This is a genomic window from Actinokineospora sp. NPDC051303, from assembly GCF_055586285.1.
In genome coordinates this window covers 174,428-198,575 of record NZ_JBVJIN010000006.1, presented here as the reverse complement: position 1 = coordinate 198,575, position 24,148 = coordinate 174,428, and the positions used below count along the sequence as shown (strand labels likewise).

General features: G+C 71.3%; 19 protein-coding genes. 10 read left to right on the top strand and 9 right to left on the bottom strand.

Annotated features, from left to right (window positions below; translation table 11 throughout):
- Window positions 1–322: 322 nt before the first annotated feature.
- Both ACZ6SD_RS07180 and ACZ6SD_RS07175 read right to left on the bottom strand, forming a co-directional pair.
- The gene (locus tag ACZ6SD_RS07180; protein ID WP_465316023.1) at window positions 323–691 is read right to left on the bottom strand and encodes a hypothetical protein; all 369 of its coding nucleotides are present in this window, start codon (window positions 689–691) and stop codon (window positions 323–325) included.
- A gap of 87 nt (window positions 692–778) precedes the next feature.
- Window positions 779–2,911, bottom strand: coding sequence for a HelD family protein (locus tag ACZ6SD_RS07175; RefSeq protein WP_465316022.1), 2,133 nt, complete (start codon window positions 2,909–2,911; stop codon window positions 779–781).
- Window positions 2,912–2,986: 75 nt separating this feature from the next.
- On the opposite strand from ACZ6SD_RS07175, the gene ACZ6SD_RS07170 reads away from it, so the two are divergent.
- Together ACZ6SD_RS07170 and ACZ6SD_RS07165 are read left to right on the top strand one after the other, a co-directional pair.
- Window positions 2,987–3,577, top strand: coding sequence for a PadR family transcriptional regulator (locus ACZ6SD_RS07170; protein WP_465316021.1), 591 nt, complete (start codon window positions 2,987–2,989; stop codon window positions 3,575–3,577).
- Window positions 3,578–3,718: 141 nt separating this feature from the next.
- On the top strand, window positions 3,719–6,958 hold the full coding sequence (locus ACZ6SD_RS07165; RefSeq protein ID WP_465316020.1) for a S8 family serine peptidase: 3,240 nt from the start codon (window positions 3,719–3,721) through the stop codon (window positions 6,956–6,958).
- Window positions 6,959–7,077: 119 nt separating this feature from the next.
- On the opposite strand, the gene ACZ6SD_RS07160 is transcribed toward ACZ6SD_RS07165, so the two are convergent.
- The 4 genes from ACZ6SD_RS07160 to ACZ6SD_RS07145 all read right to left on the bottom strand — a co-directional run bounded on the left by ACZ6SD_RS07160 (window position 7,078) and on the right by ACZ6SD_RS07145 (window position 10,700).
- Window positions 7,078–8,283, bottom strand: a complete 1,206-nt coding sequence (locus ACZ6SD_RS07160) for an ABC transporter permease (protein WP_465316019.1) — start codon at window positions 8,281–8,283, stop codon at window positions 7,078–7,080.
- Window positions 8,280–8,972 carry an ABC transporter ATP-binding protein gene (locus ACZ6SD_RS07155; RefSeq protein WP_465316018.1) on the bottom strand — a complete coding sequence of 231 codons (693 nt, stop codon included), beginning with the start codon at window positions 8,970–8,972 and terminating at the stop codon, window positions 8,280–8,282. Before ACZ6SD_RS07155 ends, ACZ6SD_RS07160 begins: the two co-directional genes overlap by 4 nt.
- Window positions 8,969–10,048 (bottom strand): peptidoglycan-binding protein, encoded by a 1,080-nt coding sequence (locus ACZ6SD_RS07150; RefSeq protein WP_465316017.1) that lies wholly within the window; start codon window positions 10,046–10,048, stop codon window positions 8,969–8,971. The genes ACZ6SD_RS07155 and ACZ6SD_RS07150 overlap by 4 nt, the downstream gene beginning before the upstream one ends.
- Window positions 10,049–10,118: 70 nt before the next feature.
- Window positions 10,119–10,700: a hypothetical protein gene (locus ACZ6SD_RS07145; RefSeq protein ID WP_465316016.1), complete on the bottom strand. Its 582-nt coding sequence runs from the start codon at window positions 10,698–10,700 to the stop codon at window positions 10,119–10,121.
- Window positions 10,701–10,818: 118 nt separating this feature from the next.
- On the opposite strand from ACZ6SD_RS07145, the gene ACZ6SD_RS07140 reads away from it, so the two are divergent.
- The 4 genes from ACZ6SD_RS07140 (at window position 10,819) to ACZ6SD_RS07125 (ending at window position 15,355) form a co-directional block, all read left to right on the top strand.
- Window positions 10,819–11,478, top strand: a complete 660-nt coding sequence (locus ACZ6SD_RS07140; RefSeq protein WP_465316015.1) for a response regulator transcription factor — start codon at window positions 10,819–10,821, stop codon at window positions 11,476–11,478.
- On the top strand, window positions 11,475–12,626 hold the full coding sequence (locus ACZ6SD_RS07135) for a sensor histidine kinase (protein ID WP_465316014.1): 1,152 nt from the start codon (window positions 11,475–11,477) through the stop codon (window positions 12,624–12,626). Before ACZ6SD_RS07140 ends, ACZ6SD_RS07135 begins: the two co-directional genes overlap by 4 nt.
- A gap of 556 nt (window positions 12,627–13,182) precedes the next feature.
- Complete coding sequence (locus ACZ6SD_RS07130; RefSeq protein WP_465316013.1) at window positions 13,183–14,292, top strand: serine hydrolase domain-containing protein; 1,110 nt, start codon at window positions 13,183–13,185, stop codon at window positions 14,290–14,292.
- A gap of 112 nt (window positions 14,293–14,404) precedes the next feature.
- A complete protein-coding gene (locus ACZ6SD_RS07125) occupies window positions 14,405–15,355 on the top strand; it encodes an alpha/beta hydrolase family protein (protein WP_465316012.1) in 951 nt (316 codons plus the stop codon).
- A gap of 27 nt (window positions 15,356–15,382) precedes the next feature.
- Here ACZ6SD_RS07125 and ACZ6SD_RS07120 read toward each other — a convergent pair whose 3' ends face one another.
- Together ACZ6SD_RS07120 and ACZ6SD_RS07115 are read right to left on the bottom strand one after the other, a co-directional pair.
- A complete protein-coding gene (locus ACZ6SD_RS07120; RefSeq protein ID WP_465316011.1) occupies window positions 15,383–15,973 on the bottom strand; it encodes a TetR/AcrR family transcriptional regulator in 591 nt (196 codons plus the stop codon).
- Between the two features lie 9 nt (window positions 15,974–15,982).
- On the bottom strand, window positions 15,983–16,345 hold the full coding sequence (locus ACZ6SD_RS07115; RefSeq protein WP_465316010.1) for an ArsR/SmtB family transcription factor: 363 nt from the start codon (window positions 16,343–16,345) through the stop codon (window positions 15,983–15,985).
- A 50-nt stretch (window positions 16,346–16,395) separates the two neighbouring features.
- On the opposite strand from ACZ6SD_RS07115, the gene ACZ6SD_RS07110 reads away from it, so the two are divergent.
- The 3 genes from ACZ6SD_RS07110 to ACZ6SD_RS07100 all read left to right on the top strand — a co-directional run bounded on the left by ACZ6SD_RS07110 (window position 16,396) and on the right by ACZ6SD_RS07100 (window position 19,841).
- Window positions 16,396–18,309: a heavy metal translocating P-type ATPase gene (locus tag ACZ6SD_RS07110; protein WP_465316009.1), complete on the top strand. Its 1,914-nt coding sequence runs from the start codon at window positions 16,396–16,398 to the stop codon at window positions 18,307–18,309.
- Between the two features lie 344 nt (window positions 18,310–18,653).
- Complete coding sequence (locus ACZ6SD_RS07105) at window positions 18,654–19,712, top strand: TerC/Alx family metal homeostasis membrane protein (protein WP_465316008.1); 1,059 nt, start codon at window positions 18,654–18,656, stop codon at window positions 19,710–19,712.
- Window positions 19,713–19,715: 3 nt separating this feature from the next.
- The gene (locus ACZ6SD_RS07100) at window positions 19,716–19,841 is read left to right on the top strand and encodes a hypothetical protein (RefSeq protein ID WP_465316007.1); all 126 of its coding nucleotides are present in this window, start codon (window positions 19,716–19,718) and stop codon (window positions 19,839–19,841) included.
- Between the two features lie 205 nt (window positions 19,842–20,046).
- Here ACZ6SD_RS07100 and ACZ6SD_RS07095 read toward each other — a convergent pair whose 3' ends face one another.
- Window positions 20,047–21,384 (bottom strand): tetratricopeptide repeat protein, encoded by a 1,338-nt coding sequence (locus tag ACZ6SD_RS07095; RefSeq protein WP_465316006.1) that lies wholly within the window; start codon window positions 21,382–21,384, stop codon window positions 20,047–20,049.
- Window positions 21,385–21,867: 483 nt separating this feature from the next.
- Between ACZ6SD_RS07095 and ACZ6SD_RS07090 the strand changes: the two genes are divergently transcribed.
- The gene (locus ACZ6SD_RS07090; protein ID WP_465316005.1) at window positions 21,868–24,138 is read left to right on the top strand and encodes an alpha/beta fold hydrolase; all 2,271 of its coding nucleotides are present in this window, start codon (window positions 21,868–21,870) and stop codon (window positions 24,136–24,138) included.
- Window positions 24,139–24,148 lie beyond the last annotated feature (10 nt).

Below are 24,148 nucleotides of genomic sequence, written 5' to 3'. Positions count from 1 at the left end.
CCCAGCGTCGACAGCAGGATCGCCGACCGGAAGGCCAAGATCACCGAGCGGCTCGCGCACCGCGGATGCAACGCCCGCAAGGGCGCGGTCAAGGTGGTCATCGCCTGGCCGGACCGGCTGCACGTGGTCGAACCCGCGCCGCTGATGGGTGAATCACGCGGCCGAACACGTCGTTCAGCGACGCCGGCGTCCGGGCGGGCGTGCCGGGCCAAGTCGAGCGCGCCACATTGGTCGGCCGCCGGACCCGGTGAACTCCCGCCCACCGGGTCCGGCGATCAAGTCGGTGAACGCCTCACCGACGAGGGCACGGCCTCTACCAGGCTCAAGGCAGGGCGGCGTCGTGACGGTCAGTCCCTCCGGGCGGGCTCCCATCCAAAATGCGGACGAGGATGTCGGCGCAGCTCAGGCGGATGTCCTGGCCCTCGACGGTGAACACGACGGCGAGCAGCCGCGGGGTCCGGGTGGACCGTGCCTCCACTCCCCCATCGGCCACCTCGGTCATCACCGCGACGAACTCCCCACGATCCCAAGCGCGGGCGGCCGTGGTCCCGCCGGGAATGGCGGTGACGACGCTGAGCGGGAACACAGCCAAATCGGCGAGGTCGAGCCTGGTCGCCTGCGTCGTCGGTGACACCGATGCCGCCACGCTGCGCAGCACCTGCCCGGCCACATGCTGCCTGCCGCGTGCCACGTGCTCGACGCGCTCCCCTTGGCCCTCAACGGAAAGCTCGACCGGCGAGTCCTCACCGCGCCCTGAAACCCGGTCGGCACAGCGGTTTCACGGGTGGACGAGGGCCGGTTCCCGCTGGCGCAACGGCACGGGCAGCTCGTCGGCGTGGATCACGTGCAGGCGGCTGACCGCACGGGTGAGGGCGACGTACAACCGTTGTAGGCCACGAGGTTCCGCGGCGACGATGGCGGCCGGTTCCACGACGACGACCGTGTCGTATTCGAGGCCCTTGGCCATCGTCACTGGGGCGAGGACAAGCCGTCGCGGGTTCAGCAGGTCCTCGCCGAGGACCGTGTGCGTGAGGCCAGCCGCCGTGAGTGCGTTTCGTAGAGCGGGAACGTCGGCGTCCGCCGCGATGACGCAGACCGAGCCCTCTTGAGCGCGCTCGCAGGTCTCGGTGATCGTTGAGGTGCGCTGGTCGGGGCTGGTCCGGGTGACGTGCAGGGCGTCGTCGCCGTGGCGGAACGAGGACGGTCCGGTCAGGTTGGGGGCGATGTGCGGGAGCAGCCGGGCCGCGAAGTCGAGCACCTCGGCCGGGACGCGGTAACCGCAGTCGAGGACCTCGACGGCGCCGTCTGGGCGGCCGAGGTGGGTCAACACCTCCGACCAGTCGGTGACCGCCGACGGGCTGGTCGCCTGGGCCAGGTCGCCGAGCACCGTGCACGCCCCGGCCAGCCTGCGGGCGATGGCCCGCAAGTGCATCGGGCTCAGGTCCTGCGCCTCGTCCACCACGATGTGGCCGATCTTGGCCGGGTGGCCGACCAGGCCCGCGACCTCGTCCACCAGGGCCAGGTCGAGCGTGGACCACTTCATCGCCCGCACGCCGCGCGGTCGCGGGTCCAGCACGATCACCCGCTGGTCGGAGTCCGACAGCAGGCCCTCGGCTGCCGACGCCAGCGCCGCCGGGTCGCCGAGCAGGTCGACCACGAGGCGGGCCGGGTCGATGACCGGCCACACCCGACGCACCGCCTGGGTGATCCCCCGGTTGCGGGTGAGCTGGGCGAGCGAGATCGACTGGCCGGTGGTGCGCTCCATGCGGCGCAGCACCGTCTGGGCCAGGCGCTGGGTGTAGAGCTCCCGGCCGGTGTCGTAGGCGGCGCCCCGCGCGAGGACGTTCGCCAGCTCCTCGGCCTGCTGATACACCGGAATCCGCCAGGTCCGCTGCCCGAGCTTGACCTCGGCTTCCTCGACCGGCTCGCCGATCCGCGCCCACAGGTGCCTGCGCAGCACGTCGGCCATCGCCAGGCTGCCCTTGACCCGCGCCGCGTGCGGCCCGTCCACCCTGCCGACCGCCAGCCCCGGCCCGGTGAGGGCGTCGATGGTCGTCTGCACCACCTCCGCCTCGCCGAGGGTGGGCAGCACGTTGCCGATGTAGGCGAGGAACGCGGTGTTCGGCCCGATCACCGCGACGCCCCCCGCCTTGCGCAGCCGGTCCCGCTCGGAGAACAGCAGGTAGGCAAGCCGGTGCAGGCCCACGGCGGTCTTCCCGGTGCCCGGCGCCCCCTGCACGCACAGCGTCTCGTCAAGAGAGGCGCGCACCAACCGCATCTGCTCGGGCTGGATGGTGGCGACGATGTCGCGCATCGGCCCCCGCCTGGGCCGTTCGATCTCCTGGGCCAGCAGCCCGCTCTCGGTCGAGGTGGCGACCGGCGCGCCCTTGACCGGCTCGTCCTCGAACGCGGACAGCACCCCGTCCTGGTCGAACCCGAACCGCCGCCGCACCCGCACCCCCGCGGGCTCCAGCGGCGAGGCCTCGTAGAACGCGCGGGACAACGCGGCCCGCCAGTCGATGACGACAGGCTCGCCGCCTTCGTCCCGCACACCGCGCCTGCCGATGTAGACCAGGTCGCTGTCCTCGGTGCGGGTGCGCGCGAGCCTCGCGTTGGCCACCGCCCCGTCGGCGGGCCGGTCGTCGTACACCTCGCCCGCCGCGTAGTCCAACCGGCCGAAGAACAGCGGCACGTCATCGAACCCGGACAGGTCCTTGACGATCTTCTTCCGATACTCGCGCAGGGCGTGATTGTTGTACTTGTCGATCACGGCGTCGCCCTCGGCCGCGCCCCTGTCGAGCATGTCGGCGACCTCGGCCCGCATGCGGAGCAGCTGGTCGCGGCAGAGTTCCATGAACTCCCGCTCAGCGAGGATCTCGGGCTCGACGGCGTCCTGGTCGATCTGCTGCATAGTGCTGAGAGCCCCCCGTCCATCCGTAATAGTCTACTTAGACTATGCCACCGAACAGAATCGGAGAGTAGGCGGATGCGGACCCTGAGTCCACTGGGTTTGACGGTGCTGCGGCTCCTGATCGAGCACCCGCAACACCCGTACGAGATGCGCCAGCAGATGCGGGAACAAGGCCTCGACCGCCTCGTCAAGGTCACCCACGGCGCGCTCTATCACACGGTGGAAACCCTGACGAAGGCCGAACTGATCACACCGGTCAAAACCACGCGAGACGGCAAGCGCCCGGAGCGCACGGTCTACTCGATCACCCCAGCGGGCCGTGAACTGGCCCACGACCGCCTCCGCGAACTGCTGGTGACGCTGACACCGGAGTACCCGACGTACTGCGCGGCCCTCGCTTTCATGTCCCTGCTCACACCGGAAGACGCCGCGGCCAGGCTCACCCACCGAAGCGTGCTCCTGGAGAGCGAACTGGCGGCGACCCAAACCGCGTTCGACGCGCTGGCCAAACGCGGCGTGCCACCGATAGCCCTCGTGGAGATGCGCCACCTCATCGCCCACCTCCGCGCCGACATGGACCTCACCCACTCCGTGGCGGACGACATCCGCGGCGGCCGTCTCACCTGGCAACCTCCCCACAGCGAAGAACCCAAACCGAACGCCTGACCGGGAAGGCGCGGGAACTGGTTACGCGAGTAGGCCATTCCAGTGATCAACAGGTAAAGCGACACCCGATCGGTTGGTTAATGGCGTACTACTCGGCGGAGTCGCGGTGTGGCACCGTGGCCAGAACTGGGGAGAGAGCGAGTGACACGACTAAGCAGGCGATCACGCGTCGTCGCGGGGGTGACCGTCGCCTCGGCCGTGCTAGCCGTCGTGACCGGTCCCGTCGGGGCGGCAGCGCAGCCGGGGGGCGACACCACCGCAGCCGGGTCCCGCGACTTCGGTGTTCGGGGGACGGTGACGCTGGTGACCGGCGACCAGGTCACCGTCGACGGCGACCGGGCCACCGTGCGACCGGGCGCGGGCCGCGAACGGGTCCGGTTCCACCAGAGCGTCGACGAGCGCGGCGACCTGCGCGTGCTGCCCGCCGACGCGGCGCGGCAGGTCTCCGAGGGCAGCCTCGACAAGCGGTTGTTCGACGTCACGGCGCTGATCAGGGCGGGCTACGACGACCGGGCCAGCCGGGTGACGCCGCTCATCGTCACCTTCGGCGGCGCGCGGGCGCAGGTGGCGGGCACGCGCGACGTGCGCGCGCTGCCGAGCCTGGGCGGCGTCGCGCTCGACGCGGACAAGACCACCGCCTTCTGGTCCGGCGCCCGCGAGGCGGGCGTCGAGAAGGTCTGGCTCGACGGTCCGGTGCGCGCCTCGCTGGACCACAGCGTCCCGCAGATCGGCGCCCCGGCGGCGTGGCAGGCCGGGCACACCGGCGCGGGCACGACGGTCGCGGTGCTCGACACCGGGATCGACCAGACCCACCCCGACCTCGCTGGCTCCGTGGTGGAGGCCAGGAACTTCAGCGACAGCCCCACCACCGACGACCTGGTCGGCCACGGCACGCACGTCGCGGCGACGGTCACCGGCGACGGGACCTACAAAGGCGTCGCCCCGGACAGCAAGCTGCTGGTCGGCAAGGTGCTCAACGACTTCGGCGGCGGGAGCGAGTCCGGCGTCATCGCCGGGATGGAGTGGGCAGCGGCCAAGGCCGACGTCGTCAACATGAGCCTGGGCAGCGCGTGGTCCAGCGACGGCACCGACCCGATGTCGTTGGCGCTCAACCGGATCACCGCCGAGACCGGCGCCCTGTTCGTGGTCGCGGCAGGCAACAGCGGGCCGTCGGACGAGACGATCGGCAGCCCGGCGGCCGCGGACGCGGCGCTGACCGTCGGCGCCGTCGACCGGCAGGACGCCCTCGCCGAGTTCTCCTCGCGCGGGCCGCGGATCGACGGCGCGATCAAACCGGACATCACCGCCCCCGGCGTAGGCATCGTGGCCGCGCGGGCGAAGAACGGCCAGATCGGCACCCCGGTGGGCGAGGGGCACGTCGCCCTCTCCGGCACCTCGATGGCGGCCCCGCACGTCGCGGGCGCCGCGGCGATCCTCGCCGGTCAGCACCCGGACTGGACCGCCGAGCAGCTCAAGGCCACGCTCATGGCCAGCGCGCGGCCCAACCCGGCGCTGTCGACCTTCCAGCAGGGCGCGGGCCGCGTGGACGTCGCCCGCGCGGTGACCCAGTCGGTGTCGTCCGCGCCGGTGAGCCTCAGCCTCGGCGCCGCCCGCTGGCCGCACCACGACGACGAGGCCATCGTCAAGACCCTGACCTACCGCAACTCCGGCTCCGCGCCGGTCACCCTGCGGGTCGCCGCCGACCTGCGCGACCCCTCGGGCCAGGCGGCGCCCGTGGGCATGATCTCCGTGTCGCCCGGCGAGGTCACCGTTCCCGCGAGCGGCACGGCCGACGTCACCGTCACCACCAAGACCGCCGTCGACGGCCCGGACGGCGTCTACAGCGGCGTCGTGGCCGCTTCGGACGGCGCGGCGTCGATCAACACGCCGATCGGGGTCACCAAGGAGGTCGAGAGCTACGACGTCACCCTGAAGTTCCTCGACCACAACGGCGCGCCCACCCCGGAGTACTTCTTCCGGTTCGTCGACCTCGCCCGCGCCAAGGCCCACGTCGGCCACGACCCGTCCGGGACGGTGGTCGCCAGGGTCCCGAAGGGCACGTTCTACTTCGACGCGTGGGTCCAGACCCTGGCCGGAGCGGACTCGCGGGTCACCCAGGTGATGGAGCCCGCGTTCACCGTCACCGGGGACGCCGAGCTGACCGTCGACGCGCGGCAGGGCAAGGCGATCGGGATGGCCGTGGAGCGCGCGACCGCGAAGCCGGGGACCTCCGACCTGTTCTTCCGCATGCGGACCGACTGGGGCGACACCGGGACCGGCATCGTCACGAACGACTTCGACGGCATTCTCCTGCGGCCGTCGACCACGTCGTCGCCAGGCCGCGCCACCCTCACGGTCAACTCCCGGCTCGCCGAGCCGGACGGCAAGGGCGGCTTCGTCGGCAGCCCGTACCTCTACCACGTGTCGTGGTCGCACGACGGCGGCGTCCCGGCCGAGCTCACCCGGCGCTTCGCCGACCGCGACCTGGTCAAGTCGAACACCACCGTGGCGTCCCAGGCGCCGGGGAGGAACGGCTTCCTGGAGTGGTTCGCGGGCGGCGCGCTGCCGCTGCGGATCACGGAGTACTTCTCGCCCGACGTCCCCTGGGACGGCACGTTCGCGCAGATAGCCTCGCCGGATGCGTTCCCGCCGGACAGCTCGCTGGGCACGTCGCTCCCGCGCCGGTTCCGCGCGGGCCAGCCGGTGACCCAGCGGTGGAACGCGGCCGTCTTCGGCCCCGCGTTCCCGGCCGCGCGCCGCCCCGACGACTGGGCGGGCCGCCTCGGCGACGAGATGGCCTTCAACGTCCCGCTGTTCGCCGACGCCGACCCGAACCACTACGGCGGCTCCACCACCGACACGGCCAAGACGACGCTGCACCGCGACGGCGCCCTGCTCGCCGAGTCGGAGTACGCGGGCAGCCTGGACGCGCTGGCGCCCGCCACCAAGGGCGCCTACCGGCTGCACGCGGAGGCGACCCGCGGCGAGGTCTCCGAGCTGTCCACCTCCGTCACCGCCGACTGGACCTTCACCTCCGACCACGTCGCGGGTACGGCGCCCGCGGGTCTGCCGCTGCTGGCCGTCCGGTTCGCCCCGAACCTCGACGACGCCAACCGCGCCTGGGCGGGCCGCCCGTTCACCGTGCCGGTCTACGTCCAGCACAACACGCCCGGCGCCGCCGTCCGCACGCCCACGGTCCAGGTGTCCTACGACGACGGCGCCACCTGGCGCCCGGTCCCGCTGGTCACGGCGAATGACCGCTGGACGGCCGTCCTGGTGCACCCGGCGGGGGCGAAGTTCGTGTCCCTCAAGGCGAAAGCGACCGACGCGAACGGCAACTCGGTCGACCAGACGATCATCAGGGCCTACGGCCTGAAGTGATCCACCGCCCCTCGGGCCGGGCAGAACCGCGGCGGCGGCTGCCCGGCCCGAGGCGTGTCGACAAACATGACCAACCCACCAGGGTCTACAAAGCACCAAGTCCGCCAGCACAGTTCCGGTCAGGCGAGGGCTTGGGTGGGTGGGAGGCGGGCGGCTCGCATGGCCGGGTAGGCGCCCGCGGCTATGCCTACCGCCGCGGCTACGGCCACGCCGCCGAGGAGGGCGGGGGTCGGGAGGACGGCGGGCCACTCTTGGGTGAGCGCGTAGGCGGCGGTGACGAGCACGCCTGCCAGCACGCCCGCGAGGCCGCCCAAACCGGACAGCAGCACCGACTCGGTGAGGAATTGGCCGCGGATCTGGCGTCTGGTCGCGCCCAGGGCTCGGCGTAGGCCGATTTCGCGCTTGCGTTCGAGGACCGAGACGACCATCGTGTTCGCCACTCCGACGCCGCCGACGAGCAGGGCCACCGCGCCAAGGCCCAGGAACAGGGAGTCGTAGGTCGTGTCGGTGATCCGTTGGGCCACCAGCGCCTCCGACGGCCGGGTCACGTCGATCTCGTTGGGAGCGGCGGGGTTCAGGGTTTGGGCGAGAACGGCGCGGACGTCCTCCACTTCGGACTCCAGGGCGCGCAGGTACACGCGGCTCGGGTGGCCGTCGAAGTCCAGGTTTCGCCTGGCCGACTCCCAGCCCACGAGCACGGACCGCTCCACTTCCGGGGCCAAGGGCATCGGGGCGAGGATGCCGATCACCGTGAACCACGTGTCGTCGATCCAGACCTGTTGGCGTCGCGCGTGATCCATGCCCAGCCGGGCCGCGGCGACCGCGCCGAGCACGACCGTGGGGAACGGTTCCGTGGTCGGGCCCAGGAACACCCCGGACGCCACGTCGCCGCCGAGCACGTCGAGCAGGTCGGCGGAGGCCGCGAGCACCGACAGGCCCGAGGTTTCCGCCGCGTCGATCTTGTCGTTGCGGCGCACGGATTTCGCCGTGCTTCCGGTCGCCGACGCCGCGGTGACCGGGGCGATTCGCCTCGCCATCGGGATCGCGGTGTCGGGCAGGACCGCGTCGTCGCCGAACAACGTCTGCCCGGGACCGGCCACGAGCAGGTTCGTGCCCAGGGCGGACAGCTGGTCGTGCAGGGCTTTCGCGCCGGAGGCCGGGATCGCCAGCACCGCGACCATGGCGGCGACGCCGATTCCGATGCCCAGCGCGGAAAGCACCGCACGCGCGGGCCGCGTGCGCATTCCGACCGCGCCGAGCGCCAGGATGTCGCGCGGGCCGAGCCGGGTCGGAACCGGCGCGGGCGGTGTGGGGGTCGTCGTCATCGCGGCGCCCCGGCCGGGGTTCCCGTGTCGACGCGCAGCGTCCCGTCCAGCAGTTCCACCCGGCGCGGCGCCGCCGCCGCGATCCCCCGGTCATGGGTGATGATCACAATGGTCGTCCCGTCCGCGTTGAGTTCGTTGAGCAGCGCCAGGATCGCGGCGCCGTTCTCGGTGTCCAGGTTTCCGGTCGGCTCGTCGGCCAGCACGATCGCGGGCCGGTTCACCACCGCCCGCGCGATCGCCACCCGCTGGCGCTCGCCGCCCGACAGCTCGCCCGGCAGATGCCCGGCCCGGTGCCCGAGCCCGACGCGCTCCAACGCGGCCAGCGCCAGCGGCCCGCGCTGTCGCCGCGCCACGCCCGCGTACGGCAGGCCAGCGGCGACGTTGTCCACCGCGCTCACGCCGTCGCTGAGGAAGAACCGCTGGAACACGAACCCGATCCAGCGCGACCGCAGCGCCGACAGCGCCCGGTCCGACAATGCCGCGACGTCGTGCCCGCGCAGCTCCACCCGGCCCGTGGTCGGCCTGTCCAGCGTCCCCATCAGGTGCAGCAGCGTGGACTTGCCCGAGCCGGACGGCCCGACGATGGCCAGCATCTCCCCGTCCCGAACCGACAGCGACACCTCGCGCAGGGCCCGCACACCCCCCGGGTAGGTCCGCGTCGCCGCGCGCACCGCCAGCACCGGGGTCATGAGGTCGTCACCACGGTCATGCCCGCTCGCAGGCCCTCGCCCGCCACCTCGACCTTGCCGCCGCTGAACAGCCCGGTCCGCACCGCGACGAGCCGCCGCGCGCCGCCCTCGTCGACCTCCACCGCGTAGCCGCCTTCGGCGAGCGCGAGCAGCGCGCCCACCGGGACCGCGAGCACGTTCTCCCGCTTGCCCTTCACGAAGTGGACGGTGGCGGGCGCCGCGTCGAGCGAGCCCGTCGCGGCCGGGTCGTCCGGGGTGACGACCACGTCGACCGCGGCCTTTCCGCTGCCGTCCTCCTTCTCCGACGCCGCCGAGGTCCCGACGGAGCGGATGGTGCCCGCGGTGCTTCCCCCGCCGGTGATGTCGAGCGCGACCTTGCCGCCCGCCTTGGCCAGCGACTGCTTGGTGGCGTCGAGCTTGACCAGGACCACCTTCTCGGTCCCGGTGACCTTCACCAGCTCCGCCGCGCCCGGCCCGCCGAGTCGCCCGGTCACCGCGGAGATCCGCACCGGCCCCGGCGTGAGAACGGCGTCGCCCAAGCCGAACACCCCGGTCTGCTCGGCCCCCAGCGACTTCTGCCACCGCTTGAGCGCCGCGCTGGTGGCCGAGGTGAACTTCTCGTCCGGCTTGCCCGCGCTGAAGCCGAGCGCTTTCAGGTTCTCCTCCAGCTCCGCGATGTCCGGCCCGGCCTCGGCGCCCTCGGCGAGGTCCCGATAGAACGGCAGCGTCCCGTAGAACAGCACGACGGGCTTCGCGTCGAGCCCGTACACGCTCTGCCCCCTGCTGATCTCCGCGCCGACCCGCGGCAGCGAGGTGACCGTGCCGGGCTTGCGGCCCGCGATCACGGTCTCCACGCCGTGCCCGAGCGTGCCGCGCGCCGTCTCCTCCTCGGTCAGGGTCGCGGTGACCACCTTGGTGGTCGCGACCGGCGGCGGCCCCTGCTCCGAGTTCGCCGCGGTCGCGGAGATCCTCGTCAGCACCACCACCGATGCCGTGCCGAGCACCACCACGACGACCGCGCCGGACACCAGGAACCGGGTCCGCCGCCTCCCTCGGACCTCCTCTGACCCGCTCATCAAGCCACCCCGCAAACCGAACGGCCCCGCTCAGGGGCGCGCTGTGCCGGTGCTTCGCTCGCGGGCTCGGTCATGGCGCGGGCTCCACGGCCACGGCCGCCCCGTCGAACCCGCACGCCTTCATCGCGGCGTCGATCTTCGCCCGGTCCGCCTCCTGGTCGCCGCCCCCGCCGGGAGAGCCCAGGGAGATCCCGCCGCCGGGGGCGTTCGGGTCGGGGTCGGGCACGTCGAGGCCGTGTTCGCGCAGGCACTTGGCCTGCTCCCGCAGCTTGTCGATCTCGGCGGGATCGAGTTTGGGCATCTCGCCGCCGTTGGGCAGCAGCGTCCGGCACGCCGCGTTGGCCGTGTCCAGCTCGGTCATGCCGGGCGGCAGCGCGGCCGCGGTGGCTCCGGCCTTCGGGCGCACGGCGATTTCGCCGCCGCCGTCCGCGTCGATCCGCGGGTCTGGCATGTCGACCCCGTGCTCGCGCATGCATTTCGCGTAGTCGAGCATCTTGTCGCCGTCGGACTTGCCGTCGCCTGCCTGCTTGTCGGCCGCCTCGGCTGGCGACGAGATCGAAGCGACCTTGTCCTCGCCGCCGGTGTCGCCACCGCAGCCCGCCGTCAGGATCAGCAGGGCGATCGCCCCCAAGCCCATCGTCGTTGTCCCCATCGCGCGTCCTTTCGCCGGAGAAGTCGTTCTTGACGGGATGTCTACTGATCCGGCGATCTCGATCGGATAAGCGAAACTCCTTATCCGGCGCTTATCCCGCCCGGCGCAGACTGGACGCGTGCGAGTGCTGGTGGTGGAGGACGAGCGCCTGATGGCGGACACGATCGCGGAGGGGCTGCGCAGGCTCTCGATGGCCGTGGACGTCTGCTACGACGGGGACCAGGCCCTGGAGCGGATCGGCGTGCACGGCTACGACGTCGTCGTCCTCGACCGCGACCTGCCCAAGACCCACGGCGACGACGTGTGCCGCGCGGTGGCCGAGGCAGGCGGCGAGACCAAGGTGCTGATGCTCACCGCGGCGGCCGACGTCGACGAGCGCGTCGCCGGACTCTCGCTCGGCGCCGACGACTACCTCACCAAGCCGTTCGCGTTCGCCGAACTCGTCGCCAGAGTGCGCGCGCTCGCGCGCCGGACCCGGCCCGCGCTGCCTCCGGTGCTCGAACGCGGCGGTGTCCGGCTCGACCTGCCCCGGCACCAGGCCGCCAGGGACGGCCGGTTCCTGCAGCTCTCGCCCAAGGAGTTCGCCGTGCTGGAAGTGCTTATGCGCGCGGAGGGAACCGTTGTCAGCGCCGAGGACCTGCTGGACAAGGCGTGGGACGAGCACACCGACCCGTTCACCAACGTGGTGCGCGTCGCGGTGATGACCCTGCGCCGCAAACTCGGCCAGCCCGGCCTTATCGAGACCGTGCCCGGCGCCGGTTACCGGTTCGGCTCTTGACCAGGCTGCGGCTGTCCATCCGCGCCCGGTTGACCCTGGTCTACGGCGGGCTGTTCCTGCTCGCCGGGGTCCTGCTGCTGCTGATCAACTACGTCCTGTTCGACACGTCGCTGCCCGACACGTCGACCTTCGCCGAGAACGCCGTCGCCGCCCAGACCGCGGGCGCCCCGCCGTTCCTGAAGCCCGGGACCGTGCCCAACCTGGCCAACGCCACCAACGTCGTGGCGAGCACGCTCTCGGACTACCGCCAGTCGGCCCTGGCCGCGCTGCTGGTCCAGTCGAGCGTCGCGCTGGTGCTCACCGCGTGCCTGGCGGTGCTGCTGGGCTGGGCGGTCTCGGGCCGGGCGCTGGCCCCGGTGCACGCCATCACCGCGACCGCGCGGCGGCTCGGCGCGTGGAGCATGGACCGCCGCATCCACCTCGACGGCCCCGACGACGAGCTCAAGGAACTCGCCGACACCTTCGACGGGATGCTCGACCGGCTGTCGGTCTCCTTCGACAGCCAGAAGCGGTTCGTCTCGAACGCCTCGCACGAGTTGCGCACCCCCCTGGCGGTGCAGCGGACCCTCATCGAGGTCGCCATGGCCGACCCCGCCGCCCCGCGGGAGACCCGCAAGCTGGGTGAGCAGCTGCTCTACATGAACGAGCGCAGCGAGGCGATGATCGAGGGCCTGCTGCTGCTGGCCCGCAGCGACCGCGGCCTGGTCAGCCGGTCGCCGGTGCGGCTGGACGAGGTGGTGGCCGCGGTCGTCGCGGCGGCCTCGGCGACCGCGGCGGCGGCCGGGGTGCGGGTCGAGTGTTCGGTGCGGGCCAGGACCGTTGTCGGCGACCCGGTGCTGCTGGAGCGGCTGGTGACCAACTTGGTGGACAACGCCGTCGCCTACAACCAGCCGGGCGGCTGGGTGCGCGTGGCGGTCGGCGACGACCCGGCCCTGGTGGTGCGCAACTCCGGACCGGTGGTGCCCGCCGACGCCGTGGCCGGGCTGTTCGAGCCCTTCCGCAGACTGGGAGCCGAGCGCACCGACTCACGCAACGCCGGGCTGGGGCTCTCGATCGTTCAGTCCGTCGCGCAGGCCCACGAGGGGTCGGTGACCGCCGAGGCGCGGCCGGAGGGCGGGCTCGCCGTCACGGTCCGCCTGCCCGGATGATGCCTCAGGTGCGGATCGAGACCGGGTGCGACGACGACGGTCGGCAGTGGGCGGTTGCTTCCTGAGGCGCTGAGGTGTGCGACGCGATTCGATCCCGGTAGCGACTTGAGCGAGCGGTTTGCCGCGGTATCCGGCTCGATGGGCATATTCCGCGGAGTGCTTCTGTCCCGGGACGCCGTTGGCCAGCGAATTCAGACGTTGGGTGACGGTGAGCCGGTGTGATTCACGTCGTCGCGCGCACCACCGGCGCCGGGGCGAGGCTACGCCTCAGTGGTCACCGCGGTGATCACACGTGGAATCCCTTGCTGATAGGGCGTGCGCGAACCTGCCTCCTGCGGGCGGGAGGTCGCGCGGCGGCGCCCCCCGAGGAGATCCCGTCCGGCACACACAGGATCGCGTTCAGGATCTCCCGCAAGTCATGCATCCCCATCACAGTCCCGGCCCACCACGGCAGCGATCGGCCCGGTCCGGCGGGCGAGCGAAAACCTATTGCCATTCGGTTTTCGGCTCGACATGATGATCCAGAAGCATCCCTCCCGCTCCCAGGAGTCGCGCCGTGGTTCGTCGTTCTCTTCCTGTCTCTCTGATCGCGGTCCTCGCTCTCGGCCTCGCGAACTCGTCAGCCGCCGCTCTGGCCGCACCAGCGGGCGTCTCCACCGCCGCCGCCGTGGTCACTCGGCAACCGGCGAACACCGATCCGCTCTCGCCGTCGCCGACGCCGGTGCCGCTCACCCTCGCGCCGCGCGATCTCAACGTCAGCTACACCTACAACGGCCAGCAGCGCACGCTCCAGCAGTATCTGGACGAGAAGGCCGAAGGCTTCGTCGTGCTGGACGGTGACAAGATCGTCACGGAGTGGTACGCGGCAGGCCGATCGCAGGACTCGCTGTTCCAGTCCTGGTCGCTGGCCAAGTCCTTCACCTCCGCCGCGATCGGAATCGCGATCGGCGAAGGTGAGATCGACTCGATCGAGGACACCGTGGGCGCCTACGTTCCCGAGTTGGCGAGCAGCGCCTACGGCGACATCACAATTCGCAACCTGCTCCGGATGGCGTCCGGCATCGAGTGGTCGGAGCCCATCCACGGCGTCACGATGGCGACCCTCGTCGGCCTCGGCGCGTTCGACATCCTCGACGGGGCAGGCGACGCCACGAAGAGTTCGACGCCGCAGGGCGCCGCGTTCAACTACACGAGCCTGAACACCGCCGTCCTCGCCGTCATCCTCAGCCGCGCCACCGGCATGCCCTTCCACACCTACATCCAGCAGAAGCTGTGGAACCCGGGCGGAATGGCGTCCACCGCCTATGTCGGCAACGACGCGCACGGCCACTCGCTCGGCTACTGCTGCTTCTTCGCCAACGACCGCGACTACGCCCGGTTCGGCAGCCTCATGCTCAACGGCGGGCGGGCAGGCGGCCGCCAGGTCGTCCCGCAGGACTGGGTGACCCTCTCCACGGCTCCGGCGGGCAACGTCGCCGATTACGGGCTGAGCTGGTGGGTCGATGGCGACGACGGGTTCTACGCCGACGGCCTCGGCGGCCAGAACATCTACGTCTCGCGCACCCACAACGTCGTCATCGTGAAGAGCACCTCCCTCAACGTTGACGACGGCGAAGACCTTCCCGCCTACCGGGCCGTCGCCGCGGCGGTCGCCCAGACCCGCTGATCCTCGCCGCGCAGCGCCGTGACCGTCCTACCGCCGCATTCCCGGCGACCTTCGCGGACGCCGGGTGTCGTCGGTCCTCCCGGCGTTCTCATCACCAGAAAAGGAAGCCGGAATGTCTGCGAAACAACCAAGCGACTCCGCCGTCGACGCTCAACTCGACGCGCGACTCGACACACTGGCCGACGGCTACGTCCATACCGTCCGCTCGCCCGTGCTCCGCACCCCGGCCGACAGCGGCCTCGACTTTGACGACGTGTCGTTCCCCTCCGAGGACGGCACCCCACTGGAGGCATGGCTCATCCCCCGCGCGGGCTCGGACAAACTCATCATCTTCACCCACCCCATTTCGTTCAGCCGTTACGGATTCCCGGCGCACATCGAGCCCTGGAAGTCCGCTTTCGGGGAAGGCTTCGGCAACGACTTCGAGGTCAGCTTCATCCCTCACTACAAAATCCTGCACGACAACGGCTACAACGTCCTGACCTTCGACTTCCGCAACTTCGGGCACAGCGGCGCCGCGAACGGCGGGTTGCAGTCCGCCAACCGGTTTGAAGCGCGCGACGTGCTCGGCGCCCTGGCCTACGTCCGCTCCCGACCCGACCTCGCCGACATGACGCTCGGCATCTTCGCCAACTGCATGGGCGCGAACGCGACCTTCCGCGCCATCGCCACCAACCCGCGCGCCTTCGACGGGGTGCGCTGCCTGGTGGCGCCCCTGCTGCTCTCGGCTCGCGCCTTCCTGTCACGGCAGCTGGAAAATCTCGGCATCGCCGCGGAATACGCCGACGAAGTCGACCGACGCCAGCACGCGCGAACTGGGACGTGGTTGACCGACGCGGACACCGCCGCCTGGGCGCCTGCCGTGCGGATGCCCACGTTGACCTACGGCGTCCACGACGACGCTCTGGTCGGGCCGGACGATCTCAAGAAGACGTTCGAGGCCATCGGCACGCCGGAGAAGGATCTGTTCTGGATCCACGACACCTCTGCCCGGTGGGACGGCTACGTCCACTTCCAGCGCCACCCCGAGCGCGTCTTGAAATGGTTCGCCAAGTACCTGTAGACCCCGGCGCGCACCGCGGCCGGGGGATCAGGTCGATGCGGGCGGGCTCGCCTCGGCCGCGGCGGGCCGGGGGTCGGCAGGCGGCAGGTCGAGGGCGGCGAGACGCCGGAGGTCGGCGACGATGTCGATGGATGGGTCGCGCAGCCACTGGATCTGGAGGCCCTCGGCGGCGGCGAGCAGTATCCGCGCCCGCCATTCGTTGCCGGGGCCCGCGATCTGTTCGATGAGGTCGAGGATGACGCTCGTGCGCCGCCGCATGAACGCGTGCGCGGGGTGGGCGGGGTCGGCCGCGGCGGCGGTCATGTCGACGAACAGTTTGATCAGGCCGGGTGTCCGGGTGGTGTGGGCGAGCAGGGCCCAGATTCCCTCAAGCGTGGTCAGGTCGTAGGTGTCGGCGTATTCGCGGTCCCGCGCCGCCAGGATTTCGACAAGCAGTTCGTCCTTGCTGTCGAAGTAGTGCAGCACACCCGCCTCGGTGAGCCCGGCGGCCTCGGCGATGGTCTTCAGCGACGGGCCCTGGCGTCCGGAGTTCTGGTACGCCTCCAGCGCGACCCGCAGGATCTCCGCCCGGCGCGCGATCCCCTTGGAGTAAGGACCGCGCTGCGTCTTGGTGGCCATGGCCGCAATCTACCCCGGGCTCGCGACGTCGTCTGTGGCGTTCATGCCCAGGTGCTCGATGTGGTAGACCGCTTCATCGAGCAGTTGGGCGACGTGGTTGTCGTAGAGGCTGTAGACCACGCTGCGGCCGCGGCGGGTGCCGGTGACCAGGCCGAGGGCGCGCAGCAGGCGCAGCTGGTGGGACACCGCGGACTGTTCCATCTCGACCGCGTCGGCCAGGTCGCCCACCGCGCAGGGGCCGTGCCGCAGGCGGGTCAGGATGCGCAGCCTGCTGGGGGTGGCGAGGGCCTGCAGGGTGGCCGCCACGGTCGCGGCCGACTCCGCGTCCAACTGCGCGGGCGGGGTGTTGCCGCCGTTGATCCCGTGACCCATGGTCGCATCCTACTGCGTGAACAAATGAACACCTCTTCAGATGATCCGGTATGGTGTCCCTCGTGACCCTCACCTTGAGCACCGGGACCGAAGGCCGCGCCGCCCGCGCCGGACGAACGGGCGCCTTCGCGTTGGCCGAGGTCCGGTGGGCGAGCGCCGCCACCGCGTTGTTCCTGCTCGGGCTGGTCGCCTGGTGGTCCGGCGGGCCGGACTGGCTGTGGTGGTCGCTGCTGCTGGCCTGCTACGCCGCGGGCGGCTGGGAGCCCGCGCTGGAAGGGCTGCGGGCGCTGCGGGAGAAGACGCTCGACGTCGACCTGCTGATGATCGTGGCCGCGATCGGCGCCGCGGCCATCGGCCAAGTGGTCGACGGCGGGTTGCTGATCGTCATCTTCGCCACCTCCGGCGCCCTGGAGGCGGTCCTCACCCGACGCACCGCGGATTCGGTGCGCACGCTGCTCGATCTCACCCCCGAACGCGCGACGCGGCTGGGCGACGACGGGCGCGAGCAGGTGGTGGACGCCGCCGCCCTGCGGGTCGGGGACCTGATCCTGGTCCGCCCGGGCGAGCGGATCGGGGCCGACGGCGTGGTCGTCGACGGCGGCAGCGAGGTCGACCAGGCCTCGATCACCGGGGAGCCGCTGCCCGCGACCAAGACCGCGGGCGACGAGGTGTTCGCGGGCACCCTGAACGGATCAGGCGCCCTGCGGGTGCGGGTCGGCCGCGACGCCTCGGACAGCGTGCTCGCGCGCATCGTCGCCATGGTCGAGCGGGCGTCGGCGACCAAGGCGAAAACCCAGCTGTTCATCGAGAAGGTCGAGCAGCGCTACTCACTCGGCGTGGTGGTGGCCACCCTGGGCCTGTTCGCCGGGCCGCTCGCCTTCGGGGCCGAGGTGCAGCCGACGCTCCTGCGGGCCATGACGTTCATGATCGTCGCCTCCCCCTGCGCGCTGATCCTGGCGACCATGCCGCCGCTGCTGGCGGCGATCGCCAACGCCGGACGGCACGGCGTGCTGGTGAAATCCGCCGTCGCGGTCGAACAACTCGCCACCGTCACCGCCGTGGTCCTGGACAAGACCGGCACCCTCACCGAAGGCAAGCCCCACCTGGTCGACGTGCGGCCCGCGCCGGGAGTCGACCCCGACACCCTGCTCGCCCTGGCCGCGGCAGCCGAGCGGTTCAGCGAGCACCCCCTCGCGCACGCCATCGTCGCCGCCGCCCGGGAACGCGGACTGACCCCGCCCGACGCCGAAGACTTCCGCGCCACGCCCGGCGTCGGCGTCACCGCCCGCGTCGGAGACCACGTGGTCTCGATCAGCGGCGCGGCCCCGGACACCGCGACCTCCGGCGAGACCGCCGTCGCCGTGACCGTCGACCGGGAACCCGCGGGGGTGCTGTTGCTGACCGACCGCGTCCGGCCGTCGAGCGAACAAGCCGTCGCGGACCTCACCGCTCTCACCGGACGCGGCCCCGTCCTGCTCACCGGGGACAACCCCGCCGCGGCACGGCACGTCGCGACCCGGGTCGGCATCGCCGACGTGCGCGCGGGACTGCTGCCCGAGGACAAAGCCGCGGCCGTGCGCGCGTTGCAAGCCGAGGGACACAGCGTGCTGGTGGTCGGCGACGGCGTCAACGACGCCCCCGCCATGGCCACCGCGCGGGCGAGTATCGCCCTGGGCCGCGGCGGAGCCGACCTCACCGTCGGAACCGCGGACGCCGTCGTGATCGGCGACGACCTCGACACCATCCCCGCCCTCGTCGCGCTCGCCCGCCGCGCCCGCCGGGTGGTCATCGCCAACCTGACCATCGCCGCGACCTTCATCGTGGTCCTGGTCGCCTGGGACCTGCTCGGCGCCCTGCCGCTGCCACTGGGCGTCGCCGGACACGAAGGCTCCACCGTCTTGGTCGCCCTCAACGGCCTGCGCCTGCTCGCCAACCACACCTGGCCCGGCAGGCGAAACCCCTGACCTGGCCGGACCCGCTCGGCGATGTCGGACGCCGCCACGGGGCGGCCCGTCGCTGATGGAGACGCAGCGCCAGTCACCCTAGAAGTCTTGCGCGATGCGGCTGCCGCGTCGCTCGCGAGTCCACAATGGATTTCCGCGCGAGGCCGTGCCCGAGTTCCAACGGCAGCCGCGGCATGCGGCGCCATCGGCGACATTCACCTTTACGGTTTCTTTACTTGGATGCCGCGGGCGGTCATACTGCGGAGGAGGGGAGTACTTCGGAAGGGTCTGCCCGGTCAGTACGGACATCCCGTTGGGTGTCCCCGGGAGGCCGCCCCAGGTGGGTGAAGGAGACCTCGAACGCGATGTTCGAGGAGGTTCTTGTGCCCGGTTCAGCGGTCGTCCTGGCGAGCCCCGCCCAATCCCCCGAGTCCGTGGGTTCGCCGGGATTGTGGTTGCTCAGCATCGCGGTCCTGCTGGGGCTGCTTGTCGCCGATTTCCTGGTCACCCGCCGCCCGCATGTGGTGGCAATGCGGGAGGCGGTCGGGTGGTCGGTGTTCTACCTCGCGCTGCCGATGGTGTTCGCGTTCTGGCTCTGGACCCACTTCGGGGGCGAGCAGGCGATCGAGTTCATGACGGGGTTCGTGGTGGAGAAGTCCCTGTCGGTGGACAATCTGTTCGTTTTCATGCTGCTGCTCGCCGCGTTCGCGGTGCCCCCCGCCGTCCAGCAACGCGTGCTGCTGTTCGGCATCGTCGGAGCCCTGGTCCTCCGAGCGGTCTTCATCGCGGCGGGCGCCGCGATGCTGGCGGCGGGCACCTGGGCGTTTCTCGTCTTCGGCGTGATCTTGTTCGGCTCAGCGGTGAAGATCCTGCATGAGGCGCTGACCGGCGCCAGTGTCGATAAAGACATCTCCGGGATGCGGTCGGTCCGCCTGGTGCGCCGGATGATGCCGGTCACCGACGACTACCGGGGCACCCGCCTGACCGTGCGTGACAACACACGACGCGCACTCACCCCCTTGGCGGTCGTGGTGGTGGCGGTCTTCGCGACCGACGTGGTGTTCGCCGTGGACTCGGTGCCCGCGGTCTACGGCATCACCGACGACCCCTACCTCGTGTTCGCCACCAACGCCTTCGCTTTGCTCGGCCTGCGCGCCCTCTACTTCGTGCTGCACTCCGCGCTGGCCAAGCTCATCCACCTCAACCACGGCCTGGCGATCATCCTCGGATTCATCGGGCTGAAACTCGTGCTGCACTGGGCCCACGGCCTCTGGCCCGGCGTGCCGCAGATCCCCACCCCGGTCTCCCTGGCCGTCATCGTCGCGGTCCTGGCCACCGTCACCCTGACCAGCCTGCGCGCCCGGCGGCGCGCCACCGACCGCATCGGTCACCCCGCCCCGGAGGCCACCGCACGACAGGACTGAACCATGCTCACCGCACCCCTCGCCAACGCGCTGATCGACATCTCCCTCACCGTGCTCATCCTCGCCGCCCTGGTCATCACCTGCGCGGCGATGACGCCACCCCGACCACCCCGCGGACCACATCACTGACACCTCTGGCCCCGACCGAGCGACGTGGCCGTTGCGGCCAGCGGAGGTCGGCGGCGTCATCGACGTGGGCCCGGGGCAGGATCGGGCCGGGGGGCGTGCTTTGCCTGGCCGAGGGCGGCGGGCTGCCCCCGTGGGACACCGGGGCGGGCGGGGCCGTTTGACCGCGTCTCCAGAGCGGGTGCGGCGGTGTCGCGGGGGCTTGGTCTCATTCGGCCAGTCGGCTCGCTCGGTCCAAGATGTGTCGTGCGTTGGTGTTGTCGCGGTATGAGCGGAGTTGGCGCAGGAAACCGCGGAACACGGTGTCGACGCGGGCGGAGTGGACATAGGGGTACTCGTCAAGGAAGCCCTGCCAGGTGGCGCATGCCAGGTCCACGCGGTTGTGGCGCAGGTGCAGGTCGGCGAGACGGTCGGTGGTGAGCATCCGTGCCCGGCGCTGGCCCGCGGGGCGGTGGTTGAGCGAGGCGCGCCAGGCGCCCTGGGCCGAAGAGCGATCGCCGAGGATGGCGAGCGCCTGGCCCTTGTGGTACATCAGGTTCGCTCGGGCGGTGGGCTCGTCGGACTGCCGCGTGTCACCGGAGCCGTCGAGGCGTTTCTCGGCTTCGGTCAGCCGGGACAGGGCTTCGGCGCGGTTGGCGAGGGCCGCTTGGGCGACGGCGGCCTGCCCGAGCAGTTCCGCCTGGGTGTCGGGTGGGGCCTGTCTGCCCGCGCGGGCCAGCGCCGCTTCCGCCATCAGGGCCGCCTGCCGGTGGTGGCCCAGGAACCAGGCCTGCACGCTCATGCTGCGCAGGACGACGGCGTGGCCGATGGGGTCGCCCGCCTGCATGGTCAGTTCCAGCGCTATCCGGAAGTAGTGCTGGGCGAGGTTGTGGTGCAGGTCGTCAAAGCACATGAAGCCCGCCAGGTGGATGAGCGTGGCCGCCGCGCTCAGCAGCGTGCTCCCGCCGCGCTTCGCCTGGTGGGTCCGCAGCCACGCCGCGACGTCGGAGGCCAGGTAGGCGGTGAGCGCGAACCGGGCGTGGCCGCCGCCGAACGCCTGGTCGGCGGTGACGAACGCGGAGGTCATCGCGCCGATCCCGGCCATGATCCCGCGCTGGACCGGTCCGAGGGCGATCCGCGGTGGACGCGGGGGACCCGACCACTCGGGGACCACCGCCCAGTCGAAGCGGAACGGCTGCTCCCACAGCACTGCCCGGCGGGCCGGATCAAGGTCGGCCAACGCGAGCCCGCTCAGGCCCCGCACCCCCGACGCCTCCTCGGGCGGCAGTTCCGCGTGACCCGCCCGCGAACCCGCCATCCCGGTCTCGATCTCGGACACCGGCCGCCCCAGGCGGCGCGAGAACGCCTCGGCCACGAAGGAGGGGACCGGTGGGCGGGGACGGCTGCCCGACAGCCAATGCGACACGGTGGTCCGGTCATAACCCAGAACCACGCCCGCCTCCGCCGCCACGCGATTCACCGCGGCGGAAAAATTATGGCTCGTCCACCGCGCCTCCTTGAGCAAAGAACGCAGCGCTTCATTATTTCTGCGTTTCCGCGCGGCCATGCCCCTCCTGCCCTTGCCCGGCATTCGCGAACCTGCGAGAACGTGGATAGCAGGTCGATCGACTGACGTTCCAGTGAAGTGTCAAGGCCGGAGCCTGACAACCCGTCAACAGGGTGACGCCACCCGTGCGCCCGTTCGGGTGATCGCGACCGACCACCCCGTTCCACCAGGCCAAAGCATATCGATGCGCGTGAATGCGACACGCTCCCTTCCCGCTTTCAAGGTCTGCGTTCTTCGTCACTTGGCCGCGGTGGCACAAATTTCCCTCTTTTGTCATGCGAGGCAAAGATTCAACACGTTCAACCGGAGCAGGCGCGCCAGGGGCTGGCGGGAGCGCTGGCGAAGAAGTTGACTGGGCCCTGGATCCGCCGCCGGACCTGCGATCCGGCCGTTGCCTTTCGCGTGCCAAAAAAGGCTCGGGGATGTCCCGATGCGGACTCGAAGAGTCCCCTGTCGTCTGCCGAACTGATGAGGAGTGGCGAGTTGGAAACCTTGGAACCCGAGCGCGTGGAGTCGGAGCGATGGGTGCTCGTCGAGGGTGTCTCCACCCTCTACCGCGAATTGGGCGAGGGGCCGGTGGTCCTGTTCCTGCACGGCAACGCCAGCAGCGGACGGGAATGGCTGGCCGCCATGCGCGCCTTGGCCTCGACCCACCGCGTGATCGCGTTGGCACTGCCGGGGTTCGGCGACACCGGCCCCGTGGGGGACGTCCGTCCACCCCGGATGGTGTCCTTCATCGCCGCTTTCCTCGACGCGATCGACGTGGCCGAGGTCGTCGCGGTCGGCCACTCCTACGGCGGGCTGCTCGCGGCCGAACTCGCGCTGACGCACCCGCGGCGCGTCACGCGTTTGGTGCTGGTGGACGCCAACGGGCTCGGGCGGGCGATCAATCCGCTGGTGGTCGCGGAGTCGCTGATCCCGGTCCCGGTCGCCGAACTGGTGGTCGCCGCCCTGCTCCTGCCGGGCGGGGCCCTGCTGCGGGTGGCCTCGTTCGGCTTGCAGTTCCGGCAACCGTGGCGGGTGCCCTGGCATGTCTGGCTTGAGCAGCTGCGCCTGTCGCGTTCGCGGACCTTCCTGTGGACGTCGTTCGACGTCGTCCGCCGGGGCGTCGGCCTGGGGGGACAGCGCCACGTCGTGCTCGACCGCCTCCGGGACATCGCCGTCCCCACCCTGGTGGTGTGGGGCCTGACGGACGAAACGCTGCCGATTTGGCAGGGGCTGTTCGCGACCTGGCGGCTCCCCGAGGGAAGGTTCGCGGTCATCGGAGGCGCGGGCCACGTCCCGCATCTGGACAGCCCGGAGCAGTTCTTCGGCCACCTTGGCCGCTTTGTGCTGCGGCAGACCTACCTGCTGGGGTCCCGGTTGGCGCTGGAATCCGTGGACGCCTTGCCATTAAGCGACCAGGACCGGGCCACGGCCCGTTTCCTGGCGCGGCTCTGCGTCGACGCGGCGGCGCCGACGAACTTCCTGCTGGGCAACCCCACCGCCCTGCGCGCGGCCGTGCGGACCCGCGGGCGCAGCCTGCTGCACGGCGCCGCCAACTTCCTCTCCGACCTGGCGACCCATCGCGGCCTGCCCTCGGCGGCCGACACCAGCGCCTTCGTCAAGGGGCGGGACCTGGCCGCGACGCCGGGGAAGGTGGTGTTCCGCAACGAGATCATGGAACTGATCCAGTACGAGCCGAGGACCGAGACCGTGCACGCCGTGCCCATGCTGGTCAGTCCGCCGTGGATCAACAAGTACTACGTCCTGGACCTCGCGCCGGGGCGCAGCGTCATCGAGTGGCTGGTCGAGCACGGGCACACCGTCTTCACGCTCAGCTACCGGAACCCGGACGCTGCGTCTCGGGACGTGGGTCTCGACCACTACCTGCGGGACGGCCTCGTGCCCGCGCTGGCGGTGATCGGGGACATCACCGGCGCGGCGGAGGTCAACCTCACCGGGGCGTGCCTGGGCGGGCTCCTCGCGCTCATGCTGGCCGCCTGGGTCGCCGAGGACGAGCGGCCCCGCGTCGGGTGCGTCTCGTTGCTCAACACCATCGCCGACTTCACCGACCTGGCGGACTTCGCCGCCAACAGCGTCAGCGGGAAGGTGATCAGACACCTCGTCGTCCCCGCCGTCGCGCGCGCGGCCGACCGGCGCGGCTATCTCAGCGGTCAGGGCATCGATGCCTTCTTCCGGTTCCTGCGAGCCAACGACCTGGTGTGGCGGTACGTGGGGGCGAACTGGCTCACGGGCGCGAAGCCGCCCGCGTTCGACATCCTGGCCTGGAACAGCGACACGATGAACGTCACCGCCCGCGCCCAGCAGTACTTCATGCGCGACGCCTGCCTGGACAACGCCTTCGCCAGGGGCCGCACCGAGTTCGCGGGCAGGCTGCTGCGGCCGGAGCGGATCGCCCAGGACGTGTTCGTCACCTCGGCGCGCGACGACCACATCATCCCGTGGGAGTTCGCCTACCGCACCACCGCCCTGCTGCCGGGGGACGTGCGGTTCCTGCTCGTCTCCGGCGGCCACATCGCGGGCGCGGTCTCGCCGCCCAGCCCCAAGGCCCGGTACTGGGCGAACGACGAACGGCCTTCCCCGGACCCCCGCACGTGGCTGGCGGGCGCCGCGGAGCACAAGGACACCTGGTGGCGCCCCTGGGTCGAGTGGCTGCGCGAGCGGTCCGGTCCCCAGCGCACGCCGCCGCCGACCGGGAGCGCCCGGCACCCGGCCGCGGAACCCGCGCCCGGCGTCTACATCCATGGCTGAGCCGGGTTCC

What these genes read in the sequence shown, in the direction of transcription:
- ACZ6SD_RS07105 (WP_465316008.1), top strand. Translation starts at nt 18,654, where the DNA reads ATGTTCGAGGAGGTTCTTGTGCCCGGTTCAGCGGTCGTCCTGGCGAGC.
- ACZ6SD_RS07110 (WP_465316009.1), top strand. Translation starts at nt 16,396, where the DNA reads ATGGTGTCCCTCGTGACCCTCACCTTGAGCACCGGGACCGAAGGCCGC.
- ACZ6SD_RS07100 (WP_465316007.1), top strand. Translation starts at nt 19,716, where the DNA reads ATGCTCACCGCACCCCTCGCCAACGCGCTGATCGACATCTCCCTCACC.
- ACZ6SD_RS07155 (WP_465316018.1), bottom strand. Translation starts at nt 8,972, where the DNA reads ATGACCCCGGTGCTGGCGGTGCGCGCGGCGACGCGGACCTACCCGGGG.
- ACZ6SD_RS07170 (WP_465316021.1), top strand. Translation starts at nt 2,987, where the DNA reads ATGCGGACCCTGAGTCCACTGGGTTTGACGGTGCTGCGGCTCCTGATC.
- ACZ6SD_RS07150 (WP_465316017.1), bottom strand. Translation starts at nt 10,048, where the DNA reads ATGAGCGGGTCAGAGGAGGTCCGAGGGAGGCGGCGGACCCGGTTCCTG.
- ACZ6SD_RS07145 (WP_465316016.1), bottom strand. Translation starts at nt 10,700, where the DNA reads ATGGGGACAACGACGATGGGCTTGGGGGCGATCGCCCTGCTGATCCTG.
- ACZ6SD_RS07160 (WP_465316019.1), bottom strand. Translation starts at nt 8,283, where the DNA reads ATGACGACGACCCCCACACCGCCCGCGCCGGTTCCGACCCGGCTCGGC.
- ACZ6SD_RS07175 (WP_465316022.1), bottom strand. Translation starts at nt 2,911, where the DNA reads ATGCAGCAGATCGACCAGGACGCCGTCGAGCCCGAGATCCTCGCTGAG.
- ACZ6SD_RS07120 (WP_465316011.1), bottom strand. Translation starts at nt 15,973, where the DNA reads ATGGCCACCAAGACGCAGCGCGGTCCTTACTCCAAGGGGATCGCGCGC.
- ACZ6SD_RS07115 (WP_465316010.1), bottom strand. Translation starts at nt 16,345, where the DNA reads ATGGGTCACGGGATCAACGGCGGCAACACCCCGCCCGCGCAGTTGGAC.
- ACZ6SD_RS07125 (WP_465316012.1), top strand. Translation starts at nt 14,405, where the DNA reads ATGTCTGCGAAACAACCAAGCGACTCCGCCGTCGACGCTCAACTCGAC.
- ACZ6SD_RS07095 (WP_465316006.1), bottom strand. Translation starts at nt 21,384, where the DNA reads ATGGCCGCGCGGAAACGCAGAAATAATGAAGCGCTGCGTTCTTTGCTC.